The 20,993-nt window shown below is 69.9% G+C and carries 16 protein-coding genes; 12 read left to right on the top strand and 4 right to left on the bottom strand.

Annotated elements, in window-relative coordinates:
- Position 1: 1 nt before the first annotated feature.
- Genes AB0I66_RS12595 through AB0I66_RS12580 form a run of 4 tightly spaced genes read right to left on the bottom strand, consistent with a single transcriptional unit; the run spans position 2 to position 5,829 of the window.
- Positions 2-862: a 2Fe-2S iron-sulfur cluster-binding protein gene (locus AB0I66_RS12595; protein WP_363207739.1), complete on the bottom strand. Its 861-nt coding sequence runs from the start codon at positions 860-862 to the stop codon at positions 2-4.
- The gene (locus AB0I66_RS12590; RefSeq protein WP_363207738.1) at positions 859-2,898 is read right to left on the bottom strand and encodes an NADH-ubiquinone oxidoreductase-F iron-sulfur binding region domain-containing protein; all 2,040 of its coding nucleotides are present in this window, start codon (positions 2,896-2,898) and stop codon (positions 859-861) included. Before AB0I66_RS12590 ends, AB0I66_RS12595 begins: the two co-directional genes overlap by 4 nt.
- 8 nt (positions 2,899-2,906) lie before the next feature.
- A complete protein-coding gene (locus AB0I66_RS12585; RefSeq protein ID WP_363207737.1) occupies positions 2,907-4,829 on the bottom strand; it encodes a molybdopterin-dependent oxidoreductase in 1,923 nt (640 codons plus the stop codon).
- Positions 4,830-4,851: 22 nt separating this feature from the next.
- Positions 4,852-5,829, bottom strand: coding sequence for a 2-dehydropantoate 2-reductase (locus AB0I66_RS12580; protein WP_363207736.1), 978 nt, complete (start codon positions 5,827-5,829; stop codon positions 4,852-4,854).
- Between the two features lie 217 nt (positions 5,830-6,046).
- Here AB0I66_RS12580 and AB0I66_RS12575 point away from each other — a divergent pair, with 217 nt between their 5' ends.
- The 12 genes from AB0I66_RS12575 to AB0I66_RS12520 all read left to right on the top strand — a co-directional run bounded on the left by AB0I66_RS12575 (position 6,047) and on the right by AB0I66_RS12520 (position 20,909).
- Positions 6,047-7,381, top strand: a complete 1,335-nt coding sequence (locus tag AB0I66_RS12575; protein WP_363207735.1) for an OFA family MFS transporter — start codon at positions 6,047-6,049, stop codon at positions 7,379-7,381.
- A complete protein-coding gene (locus tag AB0I66_RS12570) occupies positions 7,350-7,493 on the top strand; it encodes a hypothetical protein (protein ID WP_363207734.1) in 144 nt (47 codons plus the stop codon). The genes AB0I66_RS12575 and AB0I66_RS12570 overlap by 32 nt, the downstream gene beginning before the upstream one ends.
- A 122-nt stretch (positions 7,494-7,615) precedes the next feature.
- The gene (locus AB0I66_RS12565; RefSeq protein ID WP_363207733.1) at positions 7,616-8,563 is read left to right on the top strand and encodes a beta-ketoacyl-ACP synthase III; all 948 of its coding nucleotides are present in this window, start codon (positions 7,616-7,618) and stop codon (positions 8,561-8,563) included.
- Positions 8,564-8,660: 97 nt separating this feature from the next.
- Positions 8,661-9,341, top strand: a complete 681-nt coding sequence (locus AB0I66_RS12560; protein WP_363207732.1) for a GntR family transcriptional regulator — start codon at positions 8,661-8,663, stop codon at positions 9,339-9,341.
- 237 nt (positions 9,342-9,578) lie between these two features.
- On the top strand, positions 9,579-10,760 hold the full coding sequence (locus tag AB0I66_RS12555) for an ROK family transcriptional regulator (protein ID WP_363207731.1): 1,182 nt from the start codon (positions 9,579-9,581) through the stop codon (positions 10,758-10,760).
- A gap of 129 nt (positions 10,761-10,889) precedes the next feature.
- The gene (locus AB0I66_RS12550; RefSeq protein WP_363207730.1) at positions 10,890-12,407 is read left to right on the top strand and encodes a sugar ABC transporter ATP-binding protein; all 1,518 of its coding nucleotides are present in this window, start codon (positions 10,890-10,892) and stop codon (positions 12,405-12,407) included.
- The gene (locus AB0I66_RS12545; RefSeq protein WP_363207729.1) at positions 12,404-13,423 is read left to right on the top strand and encodes an ABC transporter permease; all 1,020 of its coding nucleotides are present in this window, start codon (positions 12,404-12,406) and stop codon (positions 13,421-13,423) included. The genes AB0I66_RS12550 and AB0I66_RS12545 overlap by 4 nt, the downstream gene beginning before the upstream one ends.
- 18 nt (positions 13,424-13,441) lie before the next feature.
- Positions 13,442-14,491: a substrate-binding domain-containing protein gene (locus tag AB0I66_RS12540; protein ID WP_363207728.1), complete on the top strand. Its 1,050-nt coding sequence runs from the start codon at positions 13,442-13,444 to the stop codon at positions 14,489-14,491.
- Positions 14,492-14,539: 48 nt separating this feature from the next.
- Entirely contained in the window at positions 14,540-15,757 is a 1,218-nt protein-coding gene (locus AB0I66_RS12535) for a Gfo/Idh/MocA family oxidoreductase (protein ID WP_363207727.1), read from the top strand.
- 12 nt (positions 15,758-15,769) lie between these two features.
- Positions 15,770-16,771: a sugar phosphate isomerase/epimerase family protein gene (locus AB0I66_RS12530; RefSeq protein WP_363207726.1), complete on the top strand. Its 1,002-nt coding sequence runs from the start codon at positions 15,770-15,772 to the stop codon at positions 16,769-16,771.
- Positions 16,772-16,988: 217 nt separating this feature from the next.
- Positions 16,989-19,502: a PQQ-dependent sugar dehydrogenase gene (locus AB0I66_RS12525; protein WP_363207725.1), complete on the top strand. Its 2,514-nt coding sequence runs from the start codon at positions 16,989-16,991 to the stop codon at positions 19,500-19,502.
- 18 nt (positions 19,503-19,520) lie between these two features.
- A complete protein-coding gene (locus AB0I66_RS12520) occupies positions 19,521-20,909 on the top strand; it encodes a ThuA domain-containing protein (protein WP_363207724.1) in 1,389 nt (462 codons plus the stop codon).
- The last annotated feature ends 84 nt before the right edge of the window (positions 20,910-20,993 follow it).

Raw genomic sequence — 20,993 nt, 5'->3', positions numbered from 1 at the left:
ATCAGTCCCGGTTCTGTACGTGCTGGTAGCCGAAGCGGCCCTTGATGCAGAGGTTGCCGTGGGTCACCGGATTGTCGTGCGGTGAGGTGACCTTCACGATGTCATTGTCCTGCACGTGCAGGGTCAGATTGCAGCCGACTCCGCAGTACGCGCACACCGTCGTCGTCTCGGTCTGCCGCTCCTCGTCCCAGGTCCCGGCGGCCCGCATGTCGAACTCGGACTTGAAGCTGAGCGCGCCGGTCGGGCAAACCTCGATGCAGTTCCCGCAGTACACGCACGCGGAGTCGGTCAGCGGCCCGTCGTGCTCGACGGCGATCCGGGCGTCGAACCCGCGGCCGACCACAGAGATCGCGAACGTGTTCTGCCATTGATCACCGCAGGCGTCGACGCACTTGTAGCAGAGGATGCACTTGTCGTAGTCGCGGACGTACAGGTCGTTGTCGACCCTGGGCTCCTCGTCGAGCCGGGCGGCGTCGGGCCCGAAACGGTCGGGTTTGGCGTCGTACTCCTTCAGCCACCCCGCGACCTTCGGCGTGGTCGACATGTCGACGGACGAGGCGAGCAGTTCGAGCACGACCTTCCGGCTGTGGCGGGTGCGCTCGGTGTCGGTCAGGACGGTCATGCCCGGCTCGGCCCGGCGCGAGCAGGCCGGGGCGAGCGTACGGGCGCCCTCGACCTCCACGACACACACCCGGCAGGCGTTCTTCGGGGTGAGGGTGTCGCCCTCGCAGAGGGTCGGGACGTCCTTGCCCGCGGCCCGGCAGGCGTCCAGGATGGTGGACCCCTCGGGCACTCTGGCGTCCTGCCCGTCCAGGGTGAACTCGACGAGGCGGCGCGGGATTCCCAGCGGTACGGCACTCACTTGTACGCCCCCAGGCGGTCGATGGCGGATTCCACGGCGTTCCACGCGGTCTGGCCAAGGCCGCAGATCGAGGCGTCCCGCATGGTCCGCCCCACCTCGCGCAGCAGGCCGATGTCGGCGGCGGCATCGGCGCCCGTCCGCCCGACGATGCGGTGCAGGGCCTCTTCCTGGCGGACGGTGCCGACCCGGCAGGGCACGCACTGCCCGCAGGACTCGTCCCGGAAGAACTCGGCGATGCGCAGCAGGACGCGGGGGAGCGGCACGGTGTCGTCCAGGGCGAGGACGACGCCGGAGCCGAGGGTGGTGCCCGCCTCCCTCGTCCCCTCGAAGGTGAGCGGGATGTCGAGCTCGTCGGGCCGTACGAAGCCGCCGGCCGCGCCGCCCAGGAGGACCGCGCGGAGATTGTCCGGCTTGCCCGCGAGGGTGAGGAGCTCGCCGAGGGTGGCGCCGAAGGGCAGCTCGTAGATGCCGGGGCGTGCGACGCTGCCGGACACGCAGAACAGCTTGGGTCCGGTGGACTTCTCGGTGCCGATGGCGGCGTAGGCCTGCGCGCCCATGGTGAGGATGGGGAGCACATTGACGAGGGTCTCGACGTTGTTCTCGGCGGTGGGTTTGCCGAAGAGCCCCTTCTCGACGGGGAAGGGCGGCTTGGAGCGAGGCTCCCCCCGATACCCCTCTATGGAGTTGAAAAGGGCGGTCTCCTCCCCGCAGATATAGGCGCCGGCGCCCCGCCGTATCTCGATGTCGAAGGCGTACCCCTGCCCGAGCACGTCGTCCCCGAGGAAGCCCCGGGCGCGGGCCTGCGCGATGGCGTGCTCCAGCCTTTGCAGCGCGCGGGGGTACTCGCCCCGGAGGTAGAGGTAACCGAGGTGGGCCCCCGTCGCGTACCCCGCGATGGTCATCGCCTCGATGAGGGAGTACGGGTCGCCCTCCATGATCACCCGGTCCTTGAAGGTGCCGGGCTCCGATTCGTCCGCGTTGCAGACGAGGTAGTGGGGGTGGTCCGGCTGTGCGGCCGTGGCCTGCCACTTCCTCCCCGTGGGGAAGGCGGCGCCGCCTCGGCCGAGGAGGCCGGAGTCCGTGACCTCGCGGATGACTTCGGCGGGACCGATGGCGAAGGCGGTGCGGAGGGCTGTGTAGCCGCCGTGGGCGCGGTAGTCGTCGAGGGAGGTGGGGTCTACGGTGCCGATCCTGCCCAGGAGCAGCAGGCCCTCCTGCCCCGCTTGGGGGACGGCCATGGCTGCGGGTGGTTCGGCGGGGGCGGACTCGGGGGTGAGGGCGGCTTGGGTGAGGGCGTCGGGGGTGGCGGGGGCGACGGTTGCGGTGACGTAGGTCTTGTCCCCGACCCCGCCCCTTCCCGAAAACCCGCTCTGGCGCGGGGGCCTTGGTTGCTGTCGATCACCGGCTCCGCCGAGTTCGTCCTCAAACGCCGGACGGGCTGACATAGCCCGTCCGGCGTTTGAGGACGAGCCGTCAAGGCGATCGGTGGTGACCTCAGGCCCTCGCGCCGGTGAGTTTTCGGGAAGGGGCGGGGTCGGGGAAAGAAGCGCCGCAGGCGCACCGGCCCGCACCACCAGCGCAGCCGGAGCCCTCTCGCACAGCCCCAGGCAAGGACTCTCCTCGACCTCCACCCCGGACGTGGGGCCAAGCCTCGCCTTCACCTCCCCGCACAGCGCAGCGCCCCCACACGCAAGATCCGTACACACCCGCACCACCGTCGCCGCCCGCGGCCGTACCGAGAACATGGAGTAGAACGTGGCCACCCCATACCCCTCCGCCGGCGGTACCGTCAGCCGCCGGCAGAGATAGTCGAGGCCCCCCTCACTCACCCACCCCACGCGATCGTTCAGCGCGTGCAACCCCGGCAACAGCTCATCCCGCCGCTCCCGCGCCGCACGGCCGCCCCGGGCCCACCGCAGATCCGCGTCGCTGCGGTCATCGGCACCCTCCCAGGCGGACTCCGGCGGCCCGAGCACCGCGTCGACGGCCGCCCGCTCCTCGTCCGTCGGCTTGCTGTCACCGAAGTGCAGATCCATATGTCACCTCACGTCGCCGACATGGTCAGCTTGTCGATTCGTATGGCCGACGCCTTGAACTCCGCCGTCCCCGCGATCGGGCAATTGGCCTCGATCGTGAGCTGGTTGGTGTCGACCTCGTCGGGAAAGTGCATGGTCATGAAGGCCAGACCGGGGCGGAGCCCGGGGTCCACCCACACGGGCGCCGTCACCGCGCCGCGCCGGGACGAGACGCGGACCTGCTCGCCGACCACGACCCCGTAACGCTCCGCGTCCTCCGGGCACAGCTCGACGTACTCGCCGCGCCGCAGCGGCGAGGCGAAACTCCCGCTCTGCACACCGGTGTTGTAGGAGTCGAGGCGTCGCCCCGTCGTCAGGCGGATCGGGTAGGAGTCGTCGGTGAGGTCGACCGGCGGGTCGTGCGCGACGAGCCCGAAGGGCGCGAGCACACCCCGTCGCGCCGGGTCCGCCTCCCACAACCGGCCGTGCAGGTACGTCGGTTCGACCCGTTCCTCCGAAGGGCAGGGCCACTGGATGCCCTGCAAGGACTCAAGGCGGTCGTACGTCATGCCCCAGTGGTCCGGCGACACCGACCGCAGCTCGTCCCAGACCGCCTGCGCGTCCGCGTACTTCCAGTCGTGGCCGAGCCGTTCGGCGAGGTCGCAGAGGATGTCGATGTCCTCGCGCGCCTCGCCGGGCGGTCGCACGGCCTTGCGCACCCGCTGGACCCGCCGCTCGCTGTTGGTCGTGGTGCCGTCGGTCTCCGCCCAGGCGGCGGTCGCGGGAAGGACGACGTCGGCCAGCTCGGCGGTCTTGGTGAGGAAGATGTCCTGGACCACGAAGAAGTCCAGGGCCCGCATCCGCCGCACCGCCTGCTCGCTGTCCGCCTCCGACTGCGCGGGGTTCTCGCCGATGCAGTAGACGGCCTTGAGCGCGCCCTCCTCCATCGCCTCGAACATCTCCGTCAGATTCAGCCCGTAGCGCGGCTCGATGACCGTGTCCCACGCCGTCTCGAACTTCATCCGCGAGTCAGGGTCGAGGATGTCCTGGAAGCCCGGGAGACGGTTGGGGATCGCGCCCATGTCGCCGCCGCCCTGCACGTTGTTCTGCCCGCGCAGGGGCTGTAGGCCCGAGCCGTAGCGGCCCACGTGGCCGGTCAGGAGCGAGAGGTTGATCAGGGCGCGGACGTTGTCCGTGCCGTTGTGGTGCTCGGTGATGCCGAGGGTCCAGCACAGTTGCGCCCGTTCGGCCCGCGCGTAGGCGTGCGCCAACTCCTTGATGGCGGCGGCCGGTACGCCCGTCACCTTCTCGGCGAGCGACAGGGTCCATGGCTCGACCAGGGCCGCGTACTCCTCGAACCCGGACGTCGCCCGCTCGATGAACGCCCGGTTGGCCAGGCCCGCGTGGATGATCTCGCGGCCGATCGCGTGCGCCATCGGGATGTCCGTGCCGACGTTCAGGCCGAGCCAGCTCTCCGCCCACTCGGCGGTCTTGGTGCGGCGCGGGTCGACGGCGTACATGCGGGCGCCGTTCCTGATGCCCCGCAGGACGTGCTGGAAGAAGATCGGGTGCGCGAAGCGGGCGTTGGAGCCCCACATCACGATCAGGTCGGTGTGTTCGACCTCCTCGTAGGAAGACGTGCCGCCGCCCGACCCGAAGGCCGCGGAGAGGCCCGCGACGCTCGGGGCGTGGCAGGTGCGGTTGCAGGAGTCGACGTTGTTGGTGCCCATCACCACGCGGGCGAACTTCTGTGCCACGTAGTTCATTTCGTTGGTCGCACGGGCGCAGGAGAACATCCCGAACGCGCCGCGCGCGGCCCGTAGTCCCTCCGCGGTGCGGGCCAGCGCCTCGTCCCAGGTGGCCCGCCGGAACGGCTCGTCGCGCGATTCGCGTACGAGGGGGTGGGTGAGCCGGGTGTACGTGGTGGGCACCCGGTCCCGTTTCCTGCTCATGGCGCGCTCCATGTGTTCTCGCTCATGCCGCGCTCCTCATGCGGTCGGCCAGCAGATCCGAGATGGCGTGGACGGTTCGGAGCGTCGGCACCGGGACCCCGGTGATCTCCGCGAGCTCCACGACGGCCGCGAGCAGCACGTCGAGTTCAAGGGGTTTGCCGCGCTCCAGGTCCTGGAGCGTGGAGGTGCGGTGATCGCCGACGCGCTCGGCGCCCGCCAGGCGCCGTTCCACGGAGATGTCCGGGCGGCAGCCGAGTGCCGCGGCGACGGCGAGCGTCTCGTTCATCATGATCTCGATGACGCGGCGCGTGCCGCCGTGCAGACACATCTCGCGCATGGTGGCGCGGGAGAGCGCGCTGATCGGGTTGAAGGAGATGTTGCCGAGCAGCTTGATCCAGATGTCGCCGCGCAGTTCGGGCTCGACGGGACACTTGAGGCCGCCCGCCTGCATGGCCTCGCTGAAGGCGAGACAGCGCTCGGAGCGCGAGCGGTCGGGCTCCCCGACGGAGAACCGCGTGCCCTCCAAGTGCCGTACGACTCCGGGCCCTTCGAGCTCGGTCGCCGCGTACACCACACACCCGATGGCCCGTTCGGGCGCGATCACCGCACTGACCGCGCCGTCGGGGTCCACGCTGCTGACGCGGTGGCCGTCGTGCGGGCCGCCGTGCCGGTGGAAGTACCACCAGGGGATGCCGTTCTGGGCGGCTATGACCGCCGTCCTGTCGTGCAGGAGCGGCTCGATCAGCGGCCCGCACGCCGCGTACGAGTTGGCCTTCAGGCCCAGGAAGACGTAGTCGACGGGGCCGATGTCGGCCGGGTCGTCGGTGGCGTGGGCCCGTGCGGTGAAGTCGCCGCGCGGGCTGTGGACACGTACTCCGTGCTGCCTCATGGCCGCCAAATGGGGTCCACGGGCGACGAGATGGACGTCGGCACCGGCGCGGTGCAGCGCGGCTCCGACGTAGGCGCCGATCGCACCGGCGCCGAGGACTGCGACTTTCACGGTGGCGCGCTCCGTTCGGTTGAGGGATCCGAAGAAGGCTCAGGATCGACATCGCATGCTCGTGAAGGACCGCAGCGCATGCCATAACTGTCGATGGAATATTGTCTACAGTATGGAAGTTGGCCCAGCAAGGGGTCGCGCGGCACATTGCATACCGTCGACGGAATCGCGCTTGCCTCTTCCCAACTCCCCACCCGGGTTCCTACTGTTCGGGATCATGAGGCCCCCCGTCGCACCCCCGGGATGGAGCCGCTGGCTCGTACCGCCCGCCGCACTGTCCGTACACCTCTCCATCGGCCAGGCCTATGCCTGGAGCGTCTTCAAACCCCCACTCGAATCAGCCCTCGACCTCAGCGGCACCCAGAGCGCGCTGCCCTTCCAGCTCGGCATCGTGATGCTCGGCCTCTCGGCGGCCTTCGGCGGCACGCTCGTCGAGCGCAACGGCCCGCGCTGGGCGATGACGGTCGCCCTCGTCTGCTTCTCCTCCGGCTTCCTGATCGCGGCCCTCGGCGCGGCGATCAGCCAGTACTGGCTGATCGTCTTCGGCTACGGCTTCGTCGGCGGCATCGGCCTCGGCATCGGCTACATCTCGCCCGTGTCGACCCTGATCAAGTGGTTCCCGGACCGTCCCGGCATGGCGACCGGCATCGCGATCATGGGCTTCGGCGGCGGCGCGCTCATCGCGTCCCCGTGGTCCGCGCAGATGCTGGACTCCTTCGGCTCCGACAACGACGGCATCGCGCTCGCCTTCCTCGTGCACGGCCTCACGTACGCCGTCTTCATGGCGCTCGGCGTGTTCCTGGTGCGGGTGCCGCGCACGGAGGGGGCGCGGGCGCCCGGCGCTCCCGGGGTGCTCGACGGGCCGCAGGTGTCCGCGCGGGCAGCCGTACGGACCCCCCAGTTCTGGTGCCTGTGGATCGTGCTCTGCATGAACGTGACCGCGGGCATCGGCATCCTGGAGAAGGCGGCGCCGATGATCACCGACTTCTTCGCCGACACCTCGACGCCGGTGTCGGCCGCCGCGGCGGCGGGCTTCGTCGCCCTGCTCTCCGCGGCGAACATGGCCGGACGCATCGGCTGGTCCTCGACGTCCGACCTGATCGGCCGCAAGAACGTCTACCGCGTCTACCTGGGCGTCGGCGCACTGATGTATCTCCTGATCGTCCTCTTCGGGGACGAGTCGAAGCCGCTCTTCGTCGTCTGCGCCCTGGTGATCCTCTCCTTCTACGGAGGCGGCTTCGCGACGGTCCCCGCGTATCTGAAGGACCTGTTCGGGACCTATCAGGTCGGTGCGATCCACGGCCGTCTCCTCACGGCCTGGTCGACGGCGGGCGTGCTCGGCCCGCTGATCGTCAACTGGGTCGCCGACCGTCAGGAAGAGGCGGGCAAGAGCGGGGCGGGGCTCTACGGCCTCTCCCTCACGATCATGATCGGCCTCCTTGTCATCGGCTTCGTGGCGAACGAGTTCGTCCGCCCTGTCCACGCCCGCCACCACATCCCCGCCCCGAGGGAGGCAGCCCATGACGGCACCGACCGGCACGCCGCCAAGTGATCCGCCCCGCCGACGGGCGCTGATCGTCGCCGCCTGGGTCTGGGTGGGGGTTCCGCTCGCATATGGGGTGTATGAGCTCGTACACAAGGCCACGCAGCTCTTCACCGGGTGACGCGATGATGAGAAGTCGCCAAACCCATCGCCCGATTCCTGTCGCTTTACGCGTCCTGTTACCGGTGAGTCGCTGAGCAGACTGGACGGTCCCGCATCTCCGGCAACAAGGGGGACCCGTTCATGCACGGCTCACGCATCGCCGCCGTCGGCCACTATCAGCCCGCCAAGATCCTCACCAACGAGGATCTGGCGGGCATGGTCGACACCAGCGACGAGTGGATCCGCTCCCGCGTGGGCATCCGCACCCGGCACATCGCGGGACCCGACGAGCCGGTCGACGAGCTCGCCGCGCACGCCGGGGCCAAGGCCGTCGCCGCGGCGGGCCTCGCGCCCGACGCCATCGACCTGGTCCTGGTCGCCACCTCCACCGCGATCGACCGCTCGCCGAACATGGCGGCGCGGGTGGCGGCCCGGCTCGGCATCCCCTCGCCGGCCGCCATGGACATCAACGTGGTCTGTGCGGGCTTCACGCACGCGCTCGCCACCGCCGACCACGCCGTGCGGGCCGGGGGCGCCACCCGTGCCCTGGTGATCGGCGCGGACAAGATGTCCGAGGTGGCCGACTGGACGGACCGCACCTCGTGCGTCCTGGTCGGGGACGGCGCGGGCGCGGCCGTCGTCGAGGCCTGCGGCCCCGGCGAGGAGCCCGGCATCGGACCCGTGCTCTGGGGCTCGGTGCCCGAGATGGGCAACGCCGTGCGGATCGAGGGCACGCCCCCGCGGTTCGCGCAGGAGGGCCAGAGCGTCTACCGCTGGGCGACGACGCAGCTGCCGCCGCTCGCCCGCAAGGCCTGCGAGCGGGCCGGGCTCACGCCGGCCGACCTGGCGGCGGTCGTCCTGCACCAGGCCAACCTGCGCATCATCGAGCCGCTCGCCGAGCGGATCGGCGCGGTCAACGCGGTCGTCGCCCGCGACGTCGTGAACTCCGGCAACACCTCGGCGGGCAGCATCCCGCTCGCCCTGTCCAAGCTGGTGGAGCGCGGCGAGATCAACCACGGCGATCCGGTGCTGCTGTTCGGCTTCGGCGGGAACCTGTCGTACGCGGGCCAGGTCATCCGCTGCCCGTAGCGGGACCGTCCCATGTGACCGGAGCGACTCCCCCTGGTGCTGGCCATTGTGCTCAGTAGACTGTAGACAAAAGGCAATCGTCGAGGAGGGGACCGCGATGTTGTCCACAGGACTGCCGCAGGGGGCGGTGCCCAAGCTGGAACGCCCTGGTCCGCTCCGGGAGCGGGTCTACGAGGCGCTGCTCGAACTGATCACGACCCGCGCGCTCCAGCCGGGCCAGCACCTCGTGGAGAGCGAACTGGCCGGGCACCTCGGGGTGTCGCGGCAGCCCGTGCGCGAGGCGCTGCAACGGCTCAACACCGAGGGCTGGGTCGATCTGCGGCCCGCGCAGGGCGCGTTCGTGCACGAGCCCACCGAGGAGGAGGCGGACCAGCTGCTCACGGTCCGCACGCTCCTGGAGGCGGAGGCGGCCCGGCTCGCCGCCGCGAACACCGGCACCGCGGGGATCACCGCCCTGGAGGCGCTGTGCGACAAGGGCGAGAAGGCCGTCGCCGACGGTGAGGTGGACCTGGTGGTGGCCACGAACGCGGCCTTCCACGCCAAGGTCATGGAGCTCGCCGGCAATGTCGTCCTCGCCGAACTCGCCGGGCAGGTGGACCGCCGGGTGCGCTGGTACTACACGCCGGTGGCCCGTCAGCGCGGCAAGCAGTCCTGGATCGAGCACCGCCGCTTGATCGCGGCCATCGCCGAACGCGACGAGGGCAGGGCCACGGAGATCATGCGCGCCCACACGGAGCACACCCGAGAGACGTACCACCGCCGCGACCGCGACGCCTGACGCATCGACCCGCCTGCCCGTGACGCGCAGGCGGGTCACACCCCGGAGTCATGCGGGGGACAGGTCTGTCCGCCCCTTTGTCCTGTGACTGGAGAAAGTCATGGGTAATTCGTGCGCAACTTCTTCCCACTCCCGGCAGGCGCTGCTACGTTCCCCTCGAAAGCCCGGCGAGAAGAACGAGAGCCGGGCGTGACGACATGAGTTGCCCGATGAGGCGGGGAGGGGCGCGTGAGACGTATGACGGCTCGACCCGCCAATGCGCACCAGGCGCGACTGCTGCGGCTGCTGCGTGACGGAGGGCCCAACTCCCGTGCCCAGCTGGGCGATCAGGTCGACCTCTCGCGGTCGAAGCTGGCCGTCGAGGTGGACCGGCTCCTGGAGACCGGACTCGTGGTCGCCGACGGACTCGCCGCCTCGCGCGGCGGCCGCCGCTCCCACAACATCCGCCTGGCCCCCGCCCTCCGCTTCCTCGGCGTGGACATCGGCGCGACCTCGGTCGACGTAGCGGTGACCAACGCCGAGCTGGAGGTCCTCGGCCACATCAACCAGCCGATGGACGTGCGCGAAGGCCCCGTCGCCGTCTTCGAGCAAGTCCTCGCCATGGCGGCCAAGTTGAAGGCCTCCGGGCTCGCGGAAGGGTTCGACGGCGCCGGGATCGGCGTCCCGGGTCCCGTCCGCTTTCCCGAGGGCGTCCCGGTCGCCCCGCCGATCATGCCGGGGTGGGACGGCTTTCCCGTACGGGAGGCCATCAGCCAGGACCTGGGCTGCCCCGTCATGGTCGACAACGACGTGAACCTGATGGCCATGGGGGAACAGCACGCGGGCGTCGCACGCTCCGTGGGCGACTTCCTCTGCGTCAAGATCGGCACCGGCATCGGCTGCGGGATCGTCGTCGGCAGCGAGGTCTACCGAGGGGTGACCGGCAGCGCGGGCGACATCGGCCACATCCAGGTCGAACCGGACGGGCGGCCCTGTGCCTGCGGGAACAAGGGCTGCCTGGAGGCGTACTTCAGCGGTGCGGCACTCGCCCGCGACGCGGAGGACGCCGCAGGTCAAGGGCTCTCCCAGGAGCTCGCGACCCGCCTGGAAGCCGCCGGGAAGCTCAGCGCGATCGACGTCTCCGCGGCGGCCGCCGCCGGTGACGCCACCGCACTCGACCTCATCCGGGCGGGCGGCAACCGCACCGGGCAGGTCATCGCGGGCCTCGTCAGCTTCTTCAACCCGGGCCTCGTGGTGATCGGCGGCGGTGTGACCGGCCTCGGCCACACGCTGCTCGCCGCCATCCGCACCCAGGTCTACCGCCAGTCGCTGCCCCTGGCGACCGGCAACCTCCCCATCGTCCTGGGGGAGTTGGGGCCGACCGCCGGAGTCATCGGCGGCGCCCGGCTCATCAGCGACCACCTGTTCTCACCGGCCTGACGGCCGGTCCGTAGGCACCCGCTCGAACCAGCCCACCCCATACCTGTACGTCGACAACACCCCACCCAGCACAGCGCCCTGCTCTGCCCTGCCCGAAATCGTCGGCCTCACCCGCCCAAGGGAACCGTCATGGCACCAGAACCACCGCTGCTCACCATGTCCGGCATCACCAAGTCGTTCCCCGGCGTCCGTGCCCTCGACGGCGTCGACCTCCAGGTCTTGGCCGGTGAGGTGCACTGCCTCCTCGGCCAGAACGGCGCCGGGAAATCCACGCTCATCAAGGTCCTCGCCGGGGCCCACCAGCCCGACGACGGCGAGATCACCTGGCGCGGCGAGCGCACCACGCTCAAGTCGCCGATCGCCGCCATGCGCCTCGGCATCGCCACCATCTACCAGGAGCTCGACCTGGTGGAGGGCCTGTCGGTCGCCGAGAACGTCCACCTCGGCCATGAGCCGACGGCGGCGGGATTCGTGGTGCGCGGCAAGGACGCGAGGGCCTCAACTGAGGCCCTTCTCAAGCGACTTGGGCACGCAGAGATTGATCCGGGAACGCTCGTCGGTGAGCTCTCCGCCGCCCAGCAGCAGATCGTCTCCATGGCCCGCGCGCTCTCCCACGAAGTGCGCCTGATCGTCATGGACGAGCCGTCCGCCGCCCTCGACCCGGACGAGGTCGACAACCTCTTCCGCATCGTCGGCGATCTCACCGCGGACGGCGTCGCCGTCGTCTACATCTCCCACCGCCTCGAAGAGATCCGCCGCATCGGCGACCGCGTCACCGTCCTCAAGGACGGCCGCGCGGTGGCGGGCGGACTCCCCGCGAAGGAGACCCCGACCCGCGAGGTCGTCGCCATGATGACGGGCCGCAACGTCGAGTACGTCTTCCCCGACCGGCCCGTCGAACCACCTGTCGCCGAACCGGTGTTGACGGTCAGGGACCTCGCCCGCGACGGCGAGTTCGAGTCCCTCGACCTCGACCTGCGCCCCGGCGAGATCGTCGGCCTGGCCGGCCTCGTCGGCTCCGGGCGCTCCGAGATCCTGGAGACGATCTACGGCGCGCGCAAGCCGTCCGCCGGCCAAGTCAGCGTGGGCGGGAAGGTGCTGAAGCCCGGCAGTGTGCGCGCCGCCGTCCGCGCCGGCCTCGGGCTCGCCCCCGAGGAGCGCAAGGCGCAGGCCCTGCTGATGCTGGAGTCCGTCACCAACAACGTGTCCGTCTCCTCCATGTCCCGTTTCTCGCGCGGCGGTTGGCTCGACCGAGGCGCCGAGAGGAAGGCCGCGCAGACCGCGACCCGCGAGCTCTCGCTGCGCCCCGACAATCCCACCGCGCCCGTGCGCACGCTCTCCGGCGGCAACCAGCAGAAGGCCGTCCTGGCCCGCTGGCTGCTCCGCGGCTGCCGCGTCCTGCTGCTCGACGAGCCGACCCGCGGCGTGGACATCGGTGCCCGCGCCGAGCTGTACTCCGTGATCCGCAGGCTCGCCGACGACGGCCTCGCCGTCCTGCTCGTCTCCAGCGAAGTGCCCGAAGTCCTGGGCCTCGCCGACCGTGTCCTGGTCCTTCGCGAGGGCCGCGTCGTCCATACGGCGCCCGCCCGTGACCTCGACGAACACCGCGTACTCGACCTCGTACTCGAAGGGAGCCCGGCGTCATGACGCAGCCCGCATCGCCGCCACGGCCCGCCGCATCGAAGAGTCAACCGGCGGACGGCGCAAGCCCGTTGCGGACAATCGCCGCACGTGCCGACGTGCGGACGCTGTCCCTGCTCGGTGTGCTCGCCGTCCTGGTCCTGATCGGCGGCATCACCCAGCCCGACTCGTTCCTGGACACCGACAACGTCCAGCTGATCCTCACCCAGGCATCCGTCATCGGTGTCGTCACGGTCGGCATGACGTTCGTGATCATCTCCGGCGGCATCGACCTGTCGGTCGGCGCGATCGTCGCCCTCGCCTCCGTGTGGGCGACGACGGTCGCCACCCAGGAGTACGGCTTCGCGGGCATCCTGTTCACCGCGGTGATCGTCGGCATGGCCTGCGGCCTCGTCAACGGCGTGCTCATCGCGTACGGCAGGATGGTGCCGTTCATCGCGACGCTCGCGATGCTGGCCTCGGGACGGGGCCTCGCGCTCGAGATCACCGACGGCAAGACCCAGATGGTCACCGTCGACAGCGTGCTGAAGCTGGGCGAACGCGACTCCTACGTCCTCGGCATCCCGCCGCTCGTCCTTGTCTTCGCGGCCGTCACCGTCGTCGGCTGGCTGCTCCTGAACCGCACCACCTTCGGGCGCCGCTCGGTCGCCGTCGGCGGCAACGCGGAAGCGGCACGGCTCGCAGGCATCGACGTACGCAGGCAGCGTCTCTACCTCTACCTGCTCTCCGGCCTCTGCTGCGGCATCGCGGCCTTCCTCCTCATCATCCTCTCCGGGTCCGGCCAGAACACCAACGGCAACCTCTACGAGCTCGACGCCATCGCCGCCGCGATCATCGGCGGCACCCTGCTCAGCGGCGGCCGGGGCACCATCATCGGCTCCGTGCTCGGCGTACTGATCTTCATCACGATCCAGAACATCTTCGCGCTCAACAACCTGGAGACCGCAGTCCAGCAGATCGCCAAGGGCGCGATCATCGTCGCCGCGGTGCTCGTCCAGCGACGTTCGGCCTCAACCACCTGACCCGAAGGGTTCACCGCCATGCCAGAGTCATCCCCATTCGCGAGCCGCAGAGGACTGCTCTTCGGAGCCGCCGCCCTGTCCACCGGTGCCCTGATAACGGGCTGCACCAGCAATGAACCCAAGGACGAGGGCTCCGACGACAAGGACCAGCCGGTCGCCGACGCCAAGCCCGGCAAGGAGGTCACCATCGGCTTCGCGGGTCCGCAGGCCGACCACGGCTGGCTCAACGCGATCAATGACAACGCCAAGGAGCGGGCGAAGAAGTACTCGGACGTGACGCTCGAGGCCACCGAGGGCTCGAACGACACGGCCGCCCAGATCGGCCAGGTCGAGACGCTGATCAACAAGAAGGTCGACGTCCTGGTGATCCTGCCGGCCGACGGCAAGGCGCTCACCCAGGTCGGCCTGAAGGCCATGAAGGCGGGCATCCCCGTCATCAACCTCGACCGGGTCTTCGCCTCGCCGCAGGCCTACCGCTGCTGGATCGGCGGCGACAACTACGGCATGGGCCTGAACGCCGGGCACTACATCGGCGAGAAGCTCAAGGGCAAGAAGAACGCCAAGGTCGTCGAGCTCGCGGGTCTCGACAACCTGGAACTGACGAAGCAGCGTTCCAAGGGCTTCGACGACGCCCTGAAGAACTACTCGAACATCGAGAAGGTCGCCCGGCAGGCCGCCGAGTTCACCGTCGAGTCGGGACAGCAGAAGATGTCCCAGCTCCTGCAGGCCCAGAAGAACTTCGACGCCCTGTGGAACCACGACGACGACCAGGGCGTGGGCGCCCTGCGCGCCATCAAGCAGGCGGGCCGCGACGACTTCCTGATGGTCGGCGGCGCCGGCGCGCTCTCCGCGATGCAGGCCATCGAGTCCGACGACAGCGTCCTCAAGGCCACCGTGCTCTACCCGCCGACGATGGCCGCCTCCGCGATCGACCTCGCCCGCGCGCTCGGCCAGGGCAAGGGCATCAGCGGGATGGCCGAGTTCGAGATCCCGGCGTTCATCACGCTCTACTCCGCCGTGGTCGACAAGGAGAACGTCGGCAAGTACATGTCCACCGGCTTCAAGTGATCCGCGCGTCCGCACCCCCCACCGAGCATTTACGAGGAGGAGTACCGCATGCGTGAGACGGAACACGAGGCCGGGACCGGGAAGCGGTCCCTGGGAGTGGGCATGGTCGGCTACGCCTTCATGGGTGCCGCCCACTCCCAGGGCTGGCGCACGGTCGGACGCGTCTTCGACCTGCCGGTGCAACCGGTCCTGTCGGCGGTCTGCGGACGCGACGCCACCGCCGTGCGCGCCGCGGCGGACCGCCTCGGTTGGGCGGCGGCGGAGACCGACTGGCGCGCCCTCGTGGCCCGTGACGACGTCGATCTCATCGACATCTGCACCCCCGGCGACAGCCACGCGGAGATCGCGATAGCGGCGCTCGACGCGGGCAAGCACGTGCTGTGCGAGAAGCCCCTGGCGAACACCGTCGAGGAGGCCGAGGCGATGGTCGAGGCCGCCGAGCGGGCCCGTGCGCGGGGGCAGGTGGCGATGGTCGGCTTCAACTACCGCCGGGTCCCCGCCCTCGCGCTCGCCCGGCAGATGGTCGCCGAAGGGCGGCTCGGCACGCTGCGGCACGTCCGGCTCACGTACCTCCAGGACTGGCTGGTCGATCCCGGCTTCCCGCTCACCTGGCGGCTGCGCAAGGACCGTGCGGGGTCGGGCGCGCTCGGCGACCTGGGCGCGCACATCGTGGACCTCGCGCAGTTCCTGGTGGGGGAGCCGGTGGCGGGCGTCTCGGCGCTGACGGAGACGTTCGTACGGGAGCGTCCGCTGCTCGACGGGGCGTCCAGCGGGCTCACCGCGGAGGGAGGCAGCGCGCTCGGTCAGGTCACCGTGGACGACGCGGCGGTCTTCACCGGACGCTTCCCGTCGGGCGCCCTCGCCTCCTTCGAGGCGACCCGTTTCGCGGCGGGCCGCAAGAACGCCCTGAAGCTCGAACTCAACGGCTCGGAGGGGTCGTTGGCCTTCGACCTGGAGCGCCTGAACGAGCTCTCCTTCCACGACCACACGGAGCCCGCCACGTCATCGGGCTTCCGCCGCATCCTGGTGACCGAGCCAGGACACCCGTACCTGGAGGCCTGGTGGCCGCCGGGGCACGGGCTCGGCTACGAGCACACGTTCGTGCACCAGGCCCGTGACCTGCTGCATGCCGTCGCCACCGGCGAGCAGCCCGAACCGTCCTTCGCCGCGGGCCTCTCGGTGCAGCGGGTGCTCGCCGCGGTGGAGGAGAGCGCGGCGAAGAACTCGGTGTACACCTCCGTAGCGTCCACCCCCGTCACGGTCTGAGGAGGCCTGTTCATGCCCCGCGACTTCACGCTCTTCACCGGCCAGTGGGCCGACCTGCCGCTGGAGGAGGTCTGCCGCCTCGCCCGCGACTTCGGCTACGACGGCCTCGAACTCGCCTGCTGGGGCGACCACTTCGAGGTCGACAAGGCGCTGAGCGACAGTTCCTACCTGGACTCGCGCCGTCAGCTCCTCGACAAGTACGGCCTCAAGTGCTGGGCCATCTCCAACCACCTGGTCGGGCAGGCCGTCTGTGACGCGATCATCGACGAGCGGCATCAGGCGATCCTGCCCGCCCGCATCTGGGGCGACGGGGACGGCGAGGGCGTACGGCAGCGGGCCGCCCGCGAGATGGAGGACACGGCCCGCGCGGCGGCCGCCTTCGGCGTCGACACGGTCGTCGGCTTCACGGGCTCGGCGATCTGGCACCTGGTGGCGATGTTCCCGCCCGCGCCGGAGTCGATGATCGAGCGCGGTTACGACGACTTCGCGGAGCGCTGGAACCCCATCCTCGACGTCTTCGACGTACAGGGCGTGCGCTTCGCCCATGAGGTGCACCCCTCGGAGATCGCGTACGACTACTGGACGACGCAGCGCGCCCTGGAGGCGGTCGACCACCGTCCGGCCTTCGGCCTGAACTTCGACCCCTCGCACTTCGTGTGGCAGGACCTGGACCCGGTGGGCTTCCTGTACGACTTCCGGGACCGCATCTACCACGTCGACTGCAAGGAGGCCCGGCGCCGTCTGGACGGCCGCAACGGGCGTCTGGGCTCGCACCTCCCGTGGGGCGATCCGCGCCGCGGCTGGGACTTCGTGTCGGCCGGCCACGGGGACGTCCCCTGGGAGGACGTGTTCCGGATGCTGCGCTCGATCGCGTACGAGGGCCCGGTCTCGGTCGAGTGGGAGGACGCGGGGATGGACCGCCTCCAGGGGGCGCCCGAGGCGCTGAAGAGCCTGAAGGCCTTCGACTTCGAGCCGCCCACGGCGTCCTTCGACGCGGCGTTCGGCGGGAACTGAGCCGCCACGAGCGGCAGTGGCGCGCAGCCACTTTGTCCTGGGCAAGGAAAAAGCTGAACTTCATTGCTGTGCAAGGGCTTTCCGTCCAAGACAAACGTGGCTACCGTCCCTGATGTGTACAGGACATAGAAACCTTCCGGGGTGACGGCGCACCCCGGCGCCCAGCGCCCTCTTCGAGCACACCCGCGTACGACCGTCCCCCTTCCGGAGGAACTCCGTGCACAGGAAACGCCTCAGACTCCGTAAGACCCGCAGCCTTCGCAAGACCCTCGCCCTCTTCACCGGCACCCTGCTGGCCGGTGCCACCCTCAGCCTCACCGCCCCCACCGCGAACGCCGCCGACCCGGAGGCCGTGCGCGCCGCCCAGGCCCAGGCGGACAAGGCGGCCGCCGGCAAGGCGGCCGCGGCCGAGGACTTCCAGCAAGTCACCCTCGCCAAGGGCGAGCCCGAGACCGGCGAGCCCATGACCCTCGCCGTCCTGCCCGACCGCTCCGTCCTGCACACCTCCCGCGACGGAACGCTGCGCCTCACGGACGCCGCGGGCAACACCAAGATCGCGGGCAAGATACCGGTCTACACGCACGACGAAGAGGGCCTCCAGGGCGTCGGCCTCGACCCGAAGTTCAGCGAGAACCGCGCGATCTACCTCTACTACGCGCCCCCGCTCGACACCCCGGCCGGCGACGCCCCGGAGACCGGCACGGCCGAGGACTTCAAGAAGTTCGACGGCGTCAACCGCCTCTCCCGCTTCGTCCTGAAGACCGACGGCACCCTCGACAACGCCAGCGAGAAGAAGGTCCTCGACGTCCCCGCGACCCGCGGCATCTGCTGCCACGTCGGCGGCGACATCGACTTCGACAAGGACGGCAACCTCTACCTGTCGACGGGCGACGACTCCAACCCCTTCGCCTCGGACGGCTTCACGCCGCTCGACGAGCGCCCGGACCGCAACCCCGCCTTCGACGCCCGCCGCAGCGCCGGCAACAGCAACGACCTGCGCGGCAAGATCCTGCGCATCAAGGTCGCCGACGACGGCTCGTACACCGTCCCGGACGGCAATCTCTTCGCGCCGGGCACGGACAAGACCCGCCCCGAGATCTACGCGATGGGCTTCCGCAACCCCTTCCGCATGAGCGTCGACAAGCCCACCGGCACGGTCTACGTCGGTGACTACGGCCCCGACGCGGGAGCGGCCGACCCCAAGCGCGGCCCCGCAGGACAGGTCGAGTTCGCCCGCGTGACCAAGCCGGGCAACTTCGGCTGGCCGTACTGCACCGGCAAGAACGACGCCTACATCGACTACGACTTCGCCACGCAGACCTCCGGCGCCGCCTTCGACTGCGCCGCACCCAAGAACGACTCCGTGCACAACACCGGCCTGACCGACCTGCCGGCCGCGCAGGAAGCCTGGATCCCGTACGACGGCGGCTCCGTCCCCGAGTTCGGCTCCGGCTCCGAGTCCCCGATGGCGGGCCCCGTCTACCGCTATGACGCGGCGAACACCTCCCCGGTGAAGTTCCCGGAGGCCTACGACGGCGACTTCTTCGCCGGCGAGTTCGGACGGCGCTGGATCAAGCGCATCGAGCACGGCGCGGACGGCACGGTCCAGTCCATCAACCCGTTCCCGTGGACCGGCACCCAGATCATGGACATGGAGTTCGGCCCCGACGGCGCGCTGTACGTCCTGGACTACGGCACCGCCTGGTTCGGCGGCGACGAGAACTCCGGCCTCTTCCGCATCGAGAACGCCACCGACGGCCACTCACCGGTCGTCGAGGCGAGCGCCTCCGTGACCAGCGGCCAGGCCCCGCTCAAGACCAAGTTCACCGCGAAGGCCACGGACGCCGACGGCGGCACCCTGACCTACGCGTGGGACTTCGGTGACGGCGGCAAGTCGACCCAGCAGAACCCCTCGTACACGTACAAGAAGAACGGCGTCTACACCGCGACCGTGACCGTCAAGGACTCCACCGGGCGCACCGGCTCGGCCAGCGCGCACGTCACCGTCGGCAACACCGCGCCCAAGGTGACCCTGGAACTCCCGGGCGACGGGCAGCTGTTCACCTTCGGAGACAAGATCCCCTTCAAGGTCAAGGTGACCGACAAGGAGGACGGCCCGATCGACTGCACGAAGGTCAAGGTCACGCACATCCTCGGCCACGACAGCCACGGTCACCCGGTGACCTCGGCCAACGGCTGTGAGGGCACGCTCCAGACGTCCGCGGACGGCGAGCACGACCCGAACGCCAACATCTTCGGGGTCTTCGACGCCGAGTACACCGACAAGGGCGCCAACGGCCAGCCCGCGCTGACCACCCACGACCAGAACGTCGTCCAGCCCAAGCACCGCCAGGGCGAGCACTACAACGACTCCAAGGGCGTCTCCGTGGTGAACCACACCCCGGCGCACGGCGGCAAGACGGTCGGCGAGATCAACAACGGCGACTGGATCTCCTTCAAGCCCTACATCCTCGGCAACGCCACCAAGCTGACCGCGCGCGTCGCGTCGGCCGGCGAGGGCGGCACGCTCGAGGTCCGCAGCGGATCGGCCACCGGCAGGCTCCTGGGCAAGGCCAAGGTCGCACCGACCGGTGGATGGGAGACGTACGCGGATGTGAGCACCGCCATCAGCAAGGCACCCAAGAAGACGACGACGCTCTTCCTGGTCTTCAAGGGCAAGGGCTCCGGAGCTCTGTACGAGGTCGACGACTTCACCTTCACCACGCGCTGAGGAAGGGGTCACCCCACCATGCGGGCATCCGCACGCATCACCATCGCCACCGCTACGGCCGCCTTGCTCATCGGCTGTGTGTCGGGCCCGGCGGCCTCCAAGCCGGAGGGCAGGCAGGAGGGCAAGCAGGAGGGCAGGCAGGAGGGTGAGAAGGTCCTGGTCTTCTCCAAGACCGCGGGCTTCCGCCATGACTCGATCCCCGAGGGCATCGCGGCCATCAAGGAGCTGGGAGCGGAGAACGGCTTCACGGTCGACGCCACCGAGGACGCCAAGGCCTTCACGGCCAAGAACCTCGCGAAGTACGACGCCGTGATCTGGCTCTCCACGACCGGCGACGTCCTCGACGGCAAGCAGCAGAGCGCCTTCGAGGGCTACATCAAAAGGGGCGGCGGGTACGTGGGCGTGCACGCCGCCGCCGACACCGAGTACGACTGGCCCTTCTACGGCGGACTCGCGGGCGCGTACTTCCAGTCGCACCCCGCGATCCAGTCCGCGAAGGTGCAGGTCGAGGACCATGGGCACCCGTCCACGGCGCATCTGCCGGGGATCTGGGAGCGGACCGACGAGTGGTACAACTACCGCTCCAACCCCCGCGACCACGCCCATGTCCTGGCCTCGCTCGACGAGTCGTCCTACTCGGGCGGTTCGATGTCCGGCGATCATCCGATCGCCTGGTGCCAGGACTACAAGGGGGGTCGCTCCTTCTACACGGGCAGCGGCCACACCAAGGAGTCGTTCGCCGATCCCGCGTACCGCACCCATCTGCTCGGCGGAATCCGCTGGGCGGCGGGTGCGGCGCAGGCCGACTGCCGCCCGGAGAAGGGCTACACGCCGATCTTCGACGGCACGGCCAAGTCCCTGGAGGCCTGGAAGCAGGCGGGCCCCGGTTCGTTCGAAGTGAACGAGAGGGACGGGACCCTGACCACCGTCGGTGGCATGGGCATGCTCTGGTACGACGGGGAGGAGGAGCTCGGCTCCTACTCCCTCAAGCTGGACTGGCGCATGGACGGCGACGACAACTCGGGGATCTTCGTGGGCTTCCCGCCCTCCGACGACCCCTGGTCGGCCGTGAACAACGGCTATGAGATCCAGATCGACGCCACCGACGTCCCGGAGAAGACCACGGGCTCCGTCTACGGCTTCAAGTCCGCCGACCTGAAGAAGCGCGACAAGGCGCTGAATCCGGCGGGGGAGTGGAACACGTACGAACTCCGGGTCGAGGGCGAACGCCTTCGGATCTATCTCAACGGAGTGAAGATCAACGACTTCACCAACACGGATCCGGCGAGGAGCCTCAAGGACGGTCACCTCGGCATCCAGAACCACGGTGCCGACGACCAGGTCTCCTTCCGCGACATCCGGGTGAAGGACCTGCCGGCCCGCACCGCGTCCGGCGTGGGCCGCTAGACGGCGGCGGGCGGAGGACGCCGGACCTCCGCCCGCCGTCTTATCCCCGTCCGCCGTCTCTTTCCCTGTTTCTTCCCTGCGCGT

Source organism: Streptomyces sp. NPDC050439 (genome assembly GCF_040655335.1).
Classification (GTDB): Bacteria; Actinomycetota; Actinomycetes; order Streptomycetales; family Streptomycetaceae; genus Streptomyces.
Note: the sequence above shows the minus strand (reverse complement) of the source record. Positions and strands in the feature narration are given on the sequence as shown.